The 7,511-nt window shown below is 43.6% G+C and carries 5 protein-coding genes and 1 pseudogene; 2 read left to right on the forward strand and 4 right to left on the reverse strand.

Translation table 11 applies throughout. The features are described from left to right. From B7C60_RS18925 to B7C60_RS10850, 4 genes and pseudogenes are all read right to left on the reverse strand, one after another. Window positions 1-247, reverse strand: a pseudogene (locus B7C60_RS18925) (ligase); the annotation flags it as partial. Window positions 248-334: 87 nt separating this feature from the next. Next, the gene (uvrA, locus tag B7C60_RS10840) at window positions 335-3,160 is read right to left on the reverse strand and encodes an excinuclease ABC subunit UvrA (RefSeq protein WP_099611672.1); all 2,826 of its coding nucleotides are present in this window, start codon (window positions 3,158-3,160) and stop codon (window positions 335-337) included. A 136-nt stretch (window positions 3,161-3,296) separates the two neighbouring features. Then, on the reverse strand, window positions 3,297-4,166 hold the full coding sequence (gene galU, locus B7C60_RS10845; RefSeq protein ID WP_099611673.1) for a UTP--glucose-1-phosphate uridylyltransferase GalU: 870 nt from the start codon (window positions 4,164-4,166) through the stop codon (window positions 3,297-3,299). A gap of 239 nt (window positions 4,167-4,405) precedes the next feature. Next, on the reverse strand, window positions 4,406-5,056 hold the full coding sequence (locus tag B7C60_RS10850; RefSeq protein WP_099611674.1) for a LuxR C-terminal-related transcriptional regulator: 651 nt from the start codon (window positions 5,054-5,056) through the stop codon (window positions 4,406-4,408). A gap of 286 nt (window positions 5,057-5,342) precedes the next feature. On the opposite strand from B7C60_RS10850, the gene B7C60_RS10855 reads away from it, so the two are divergent. Beyond that, on the forward strand, window positions 5,343-5,861 hold the full coding sequence (locus B7C60_RS10855) for a single-stranded DNA-binding protein (RefSeq protein ID WP_099611675.1): 519 nt from the start codon (window positions 5,343-5,345) through the stop codon (window positions 5,859-5,861). A gap of 174 nt (window positions 5,862-6,035) precedes the next feature. Continuing rightward, window positions 6,036-7,511, forward strand: a 1,476-nt coding sequence (locus B7C60_RS10860) for a diguanylate cyclase domain-containing protein (RefSeq protein WP_245869216.1), incomplete at its 3' end; no start/stop codon positions are given.

Genomic DNA, 7,511 nt, shown 5'->3' on the forward strand with positions numbered 1-7,511 from the left:
TTAGCTTAGAATACCGTATCGATTGATAAGTCGCTAATTGATATAGACCAATTGCTATCGTAACACTGATTGCTATCCACGTGGTCGGATTAAAAGACAGAGCTAGCCCAGATCCTCCAGGATTCGGCATGAAAAAATGCATCGCCACTAAATAAACACCTCCCAGAGAGAGAATAAATGCTTTATTTAATGGTGCGATTGGCGGCTGAGGCTCAAGTCGTGTACCGCTCAGTAGCAAGGTTGCCATACGTCTCACTGTCTATGATGAAAAAAGAAACCAGCACTGAGTGACTGGTTTCTGTACTTTAACGTTTTTTTTTCTCTCAATATAGAGTTATCCCGCTAATATTGGTTTTAGAAAGCGAGCGGTGTGTGATCCTTCGACCTGCGCCACATCTTCTGGTGTGCCTTCGGCGATAATAAAGCCACCACCTTGGCCGCCTTCAGGGCCCAGATCAACGAGCCAGTCCGCCGTTTTAATCACATCAAGGTTGTGCTCGATAACCACCACTGTATTCCCCCTATCACGCAAACGGTGTAAAACGGTGAGTAACTGTTGAATATCGTGAAAATGTAATCCCGTTGTCGGTTCATCTAGGATATACAGTGTTTTTCCTGTATCTCTTTTGGACAACTCACGTGCCAATTTAACCCGTTGTGCTTCGCCTCCCGATAGCGTGGTGGCCGACTGTCCTAAGCGAATATAGGATAATCCAACATCGATCAAGGTTTGTAATTTACGAGCGATGACAGGGACGGGGGCAAAGAACGCATGAGCATCTTCAATGGTCATATCCAAAACTTCATCGATGGTTTTTCCTTTATAGCGAACTTCCAACGTTTCACGATTGTAACGCTTTCCTTTGCACGCATCACAAGGCACGTACACATCGGGTAAAAAGTGCATTTCAACCTTGATGACACCGTCGCCTTGGCACGCTTCACATCGTCCTCCTCGTACGTTGAAGCTGAATCGCCCGGGCTTATAACCGCGTGAGCGAGACTCTTGAGTACCAGAAAAAAGCTCTCGGATTGGGGTGAAAATCCCGGTATAAGTAGCAGGGTTAGAACGAGGCGTTCGGCCAATTGGGCTCTGATCAATATCGATAACTTTATCAAAGTGTTCTAGCCCTTTGATTTCTTTATAAGGTGCAGGCGTGGCAGTGGTTGCTCCGTTTAAAGCTGCATGCGCAATACTAAAGAAAGTATCGTTAATTAAGGTTGATTTACCTGAGCCAGAGACCCCCGTGATGCAAGTGAATAGACCAACTGGCAGTGAGAGGGTGACATTTTTTAGGTTGTTACCTGAAGCGCCAATTAACTGGACAGTTTTTTGGGGATCTCGAATCACGCGTTGTTTGGGAACGGCAATTTTCTTTACCCCACTGAGATATTGACCCGTCAATGAATCGGGGGTTGCAATGATGTTAGCCACATCACCTTCTGCCACAATTGTCCCGCCATGCACTCCGGCTCCTGGGCCAATATCAATCACATGATCTGCCATACGAATGGCATCTTCATCATGTTCAACCACCAGTACAGTATTACCGAGATCCCGTAAATGAGTTAAGGTTTTCAGCAGTCGCTCATTATCCCGTTGATGAAGACCAATCGATGGTTCATCCAATACATACATCACACCCACTAATCCGGCACCAATTTGACTGGCTAAGCGAATTCGTTGCGCTTCCCCCCCAGAAAGGGTTTCTGCACTGCGTGATAAATTGAGATAATTTAGTCCGACATTGACCAGAAATTGCAAACGGTCGATGATCTCCTTCATCACCTTATCGGCAATTTGTGCTCGTTGACCTTCTAATTGGAGTGATTGAAAAAAGATTAATGCATCGGCAATGCTGAGTTCGACCACGTCAGGCAGTGCGGTATTATGAATAAACACATTACGAGCTTCAATACGTAAACGCGTTCCATGGCAACCGGTACAGGGCTTGGTCGAGATGTATTTCACTAACTCTTCGCGGACTGAGTTGGACTCAGTTTCTCGATAGCGACGCTCTAAATTATGCAATATCCCTTCAAAGGGATGGCGTTTTACTCGAATATCCCCACGATCATTCACGTATTTGAATTCAATCTCACTACGCCCTGATCCTTGTAAAATCACATCTTGGATACGTTTCGACAGTTTATTAAATGGGGTATGTAAATCAAAATTATAGTGTTCTGCTAATGAGGTGAGCATCTGAAAATAATAGTAATTTTTTTGATCCCAACCGCGAATCGCTCCCTGTGCAAGGCTTAAGCTTGCATCTTGAATCACTCGGGTAGGATCAAAATATTGTTGTACACCTAATCCATCACAAGTTGGGCAGGCACCTGCCGGGTTATTAAATGAGAATAAGCGAGGCTCTAGTTCACGCATACTATAGCCGCAGTGTGGGCAAGCAAAGTTGGCTGAGAAAATTAGCTCTTCCCCTTCTTCTTCCATCGGGGCTATCACCACAAGCCCACCTGATAACTCTAGGGCTGTTTCAAAGGACTCAGCTAAACGTTGCTGGAGATCGGTGCGAACTTTAAACCGATCAACCACCACTTCAATGGTATGTTTCTTATGTAATTCTAGTGTGGGAGGGTCGGTGAGATCACAAGTTTCACCGTCAATACGGGCCCGGATAAATCCCTGTGCTGCTAAATTTTCTAATGTTTTAACGTGTTCGCCTTTACGCTCTTTGATAATGGGAGCAAGCAGCATCATTTTTGAACCTTCAGGGAGGGCCAATACTTGATCAACCATTTGACTGATGGTTTGCGCCGCGAGAGGAACGTGGTGTTCAGGACAGCGGGGTTCGCCCACGCGCGCATAAAGTAAGCGTAAATAGTCATACACCTCAGTAATCGTTCCTACGGTTGAGCGAGGATTATGCGAGGTGGATTTTTGTTCAATAGAGATAGCAGGAGAAAGCCCTTCGATGTGATCGACATCGGGCTTTTCCATTAAAGATAGAAACTGCCTAGCATAAGCGGAAAGCGATTCCACATAACGACGCTGGCCCTCTGCGTATAGCGTATCAAAAGCGAGAGAGGATTTTCCCGAACCGGATAAACCGGTGACGACAATTAACTTATCACGGGGAATCGTCAGGTTAATATTCTTTAAATTATGGGTACGAGCACCACGTACTTCGATTGTGTCCATCAGATCAACTCTATGTAATGCCAAGTTGCACAAGTATTACATAGAGTGAGATTTGTGCAATAACTACTGGATAAAAAAACAGTGATAAATTAAAGCCACCCAGTGGATGGCTTTAAAAATCGGGAAAAATTAATGATTAAGACTTTGTGGTAGATTGTTTGGCCAGAGTGACATGCTGTTCATTTTGTTGGTATAAATGCTCATAACAGTAATTGGTTGCTTCAATATACCCTTCTACGCTGCCGCAATCGAAACGTCTACCTTTAAATTTATAGGCAAGTACGCAGCCTGCTTTCGCTTGTTTGAGTAGGGCATCGGTGATTTGGATCTCGCCCCCTTTACCGGGTTCGGTTTGCTCGATAAGCTCAAAAATATCAGGAGTAAGAATATAACGGCCAATAATGGCTAAATTGCTTGGTGCGGTACCGGGTTCTGGTTTTTCAACCATATCATCGACACGGAACAGGTCGTCTTTAATCACTTCACCGGAAATCACCCCATATTTATGGGTTTCATCGACGGGCACTTCTTGAACGGCAACAATTGAACAGCGAAATTGTTTATAAAGCGCGACCATTTGTGCTAGAACGCCTTGCTGTTCATTGACACATAAGTCATCGGCTAAGACGACCGCAAATGGTTCGTCACCGACGAGTTCTCGTCCAGTTAAAATGGCATGGCCTAAACCTTTCATTTCACGTTGACGAATATAGGTAAATTGTGCGGTTTCGATGATCTTTCGAATATCGATCAATAATTCTTCTTTGTTGGTACCACGAATTTGGTGCTCTAACTCATAGTTCATATCGAAATGATCCATGATGGCATGTTTGCCTCGTCCGGTTACAATACACATCCCCGTCATTCCCGCCTGAATTGCTTCTTCAACGCCATATTCAATCAATGGTTTATTGACGATAGGCATCATCTCTTTTGGCATCGATTTGGTTGCTGGGAGAAAACGGGTGCCGTAGCCTGCTGCCGGGAAAAGGCATTTGTTAATCATAGTAAAAGCCCTATTATTATGAATTATCAATAGAAAAAAGACCGTATCACTTTTTCATATCGAGCCGTTGTTAGCCAAGTTTTGTCTAGCTTGCAACCGCTTATATGATCAAAACAATACGGTAATTTTTGTCTATGGTGAATAATGAATTACAAGAGTGTCGCAACTTTACCATGTTCTGTTTTGAGTATTCAGCACATTCTCGGCATTATGAATTGAAAATGTGCTGATAGACTCAATTAAGAGAAGAGACGTTGGTTGGCCCATGCAATGGCTTGAGTTCGGTTTTTGACCGATATTTTCTTAAAGATCTGATATAGATGGGACTTTACCGTAAATTCGCTAATGAATAAATTTTCCGCAATGTTCATATTGGATGCTCCTGTTTGTAAGCAGCGTAATATTTGAAGCTCTCTTGCGGTGAGGTTTATAGTGGCCTTAATTTGATGCTCTTGAAAAATGTAACGGTAATAATGCAGTAATTGACTAGAGACATGACGAGGTAGCCAGTTTTGCCCATTGATAATTTCAGCTAAGCCATGTGCTAACTTGTCCGCCGTTTCCGTTTGGTAGAAAACTCCTTTTAAATTCCCAAAATTTAACAGCGTATCGGTATGGAGTCGTTTTTCTACATTAAATAGAATGGTTTCCAAATGAGGGCTGGTGAGTTGTAATGGGCCAAGGCGTAGTCTGATTGATTCATGTTGTTGATGATCCAATAACAAAATTTTATGTTTTGAGTGTTGATAAGCACTAATCAGTTGCTCTGGTTCGATTTTTGGAATAGGAATAGCGAGCTGTTCAATTGCATCACGTAAAAGAGGCGGCGTGGCACTTTTCTCATCTAACGTTAGATAATATATGGTTCGAGCATAGTTTGATCTTGGCATGACTGCATCCTTGAGTATGGCGAAGATTAAGTATTATGAGCACCATGCCGAACAATGAGGCTTGATGCGAAACGAGAATGTTTATTTTGCGTGGCTTTTCAATATGACAAGTAAATGAGGATATTATCAAAACTGAAAAAAGTGAGAATGGCCGGAAAAAATGGCCTCTGTCTATCGATTAGATGAAGAGAGAGAAGCACACTACGACAGAGCATTGGTACTGATAAGAAAGCGTGCTATTCTTACAAACTATTTCTAAATCGAAAGATGGTAAACGGAGCAAATAATGGCAACCCGTGGTGTGAACAAAGTTATCTTGATCGGCAACTTAGGTCAGGATCCAGAGGTTCGCTATATGCCGAGTGGGGATGCGATGGTCAACTTGACTGTAGCGACTTCAGAAACTTGGCGTGACAAAGCGACCGGCGAACAACGTGAAAAGACAGAATGGCATCGTGTCTCTGTGTTTGGTAAAACCGCTGAGTTTATTGGTGAGTATGCCAAAAAAGGTACTCAAGTTTATATTGATGGGCAACTACAAACCCGTAAATGGCAAGATCAGCAAGGCCAAGAAAGGTACACCACCGAAGTGGTTGTGCGATGGCCAGTCGGTGAAGCTCAGATCTTAGGGAACCGCGGCCAGCAAAGTGGTGCGTCAGCGCAAGGTGGCATGAATCAAGGTCAACAAAGCCAGTGGGGACAGCCACAACAACCAGCAGCCCATTCTCCTAAGCCGCAGCAACCAGCCGCTCAACCGCAATATAATGAGCCGCCAATGGATTTTGACGACGATATCCCATTCTAGGACTCTAATTTTGAAAAAAAGCCGCGAAATACGCGGCTTTTTTATATAGTGATAGTGTACGTTATGCTTTGATTTATATGCCTTGTCTCTATGCATCGAGTTGGTTGCTAGCCAGACTCAATGCTGTGTGAGCCTCGTTTTCTCAATCAGTGGGTGAAAAGGAACTTCAGCTTCATGCGCTATACCCCAACACTTAAATTGAGTACACGCTTGGTTGCTTTTGTTACGGTAATTGTAACCAGTGCCATGTTTATTCTTTTTTTAGGAGGAACACTCTCTTTTCAGAAATTAGGGCAAGAGTACTTGAATCATTACTTGCGTGGCATTGTTGACGTGGTGGATAAAGAACTTCAAGAGCCAAATGCCATGGATTCAATGCAGGCTTGGATGCCTAAAATGTTACAAGCCTCGAATATTGTCGAAATGCAGCTCTCTTCCGAGGCTGGGATCGTATATCGTTTCAATGATTCATCATCTAAAATCGCCACGGAACGTTTATATCAAGCTGATTTTGTTTTAGCGCATCATCAAGGTTACCGTATCCATTTTAAAGCCGTCCCGCCTTACCTGAGCTATGACTATTCAATGAGTGCAATGGGGGCAATTTCATTGGCGGTCGCTTTGATTGTTTTTTGCTTAGTTCAAGGCATTAAGTGGCTTAAAGAACAACTGCTTGGTTCTGAACTGCTTGAAGAGCGGGGAAGAATGATTTTAGCGGGGCGAGTTGAGCAATATGCTAAAGGCGATCTCCGTGAATGGCCTTATACCGCCAGCGAAGCGATAGATCGTTTAATTGAAGAGTTACAAGATGCTCGTCAAGAGCGAAGCCGATTTGACAGTTTTATCCGTAGCCAAACCTTTCTGGATCAATTAACCGGAGCGGCGAACCGAGTGTTGTTTGATAGTAAGCTCGAGTCCGGCTTATTAGAAAGTGGCGCTTACGGCGGAGTGATTATGATTCGGATCGATGAACTCGATGCTGCGCGAGAAGAGGTGGGGCCACGAGTGGTTGATGATTTAGTCGTCGAAGTTGGCGAATGCATTACCAATATTATCGCTCGTTACCCTGATGTTATTTTATCGCGTTATTATGAGTCTGTTTTTGCGATATTTATGCCTCATCAAGGCTCAAAAGAAGTGGTCTATGTTGCGAGCCAATGCCTTAAATTCATCGAGAGGATCATTCCTCCATTTCCGATTGATCGTAATAATTGGGTTCATATCGGAGTGAGTATGTATCGAGAAGGAGAGCGAAGAGGTCGTATTATTGATGAAACTGAAACCGCTTTACGCAGTGCTCAGATGCAAGGCGGAAACGCTTGGAGTCGATTCAAAAAAGCCATTAAGGCCGATGATGAACGTGGCAGTGTCCGTTGGCGAACGTTATTTGATCAGTTATTACTTCCTGAGAAAATTAGCTTATTTCAACAAGCGTGTTATTTAATCACACCAGCAAATAAACTGGCCATAGTCCATCACGAGCTGTTTGCTCGAATCAATGATCCCGATAAAGGCTTGCTCAAGGCCTCTCGTTTTATTTCAGCGATAGAAACAGTAGGATACGAAGTGGCTTTTGATCGAGCCGTACTGGCTCGTGTTTTTGCGTTAATTCGGGATGAACGGCAAAGTGATCACTATTCGATTAACCTT

It is taken from the genome of Vibrio fujianensis (assembly GCF_002749895.1).
GTDB classification, from domain to species: Bacteria; Pseudomonadota; Gammaproteobacteria; order Enterobacterales; family Vibrionaceae; genus Vibrio; species Vibrio fujianensis.

Bases quoted from the DNA above. Each gene is read 5' to 3' on its own strand.
- B7C60_RS10855 (WP_099611675.1), top strand. From the start codon at position 5,343: ATGGCAACCCGTGGTGTGAACAAAGTTATCTTGATCGGCAACTTAGGT.
- galU (WP_099611673.1), bottom strand. From the start codon at position 4,166: ATGATTAACAAATGCCTTTTCCCGGCAGCAGGCTACGGCACCCGTTTT.
- uvrA (WP_099611672.1), bottom strand. From the start codon at position 3,160: ATGGACACAATCGAAGTACGTGGTGCTCGTACCCATAATTTAAAGAAT.
- B7C60_RS10850 (WP_099611674.1), bottom strand. From the start codon at position 5,056: ATGCCAAGATCAAACTATGCTCGAACCATATATTATCTAACGTTAGAT.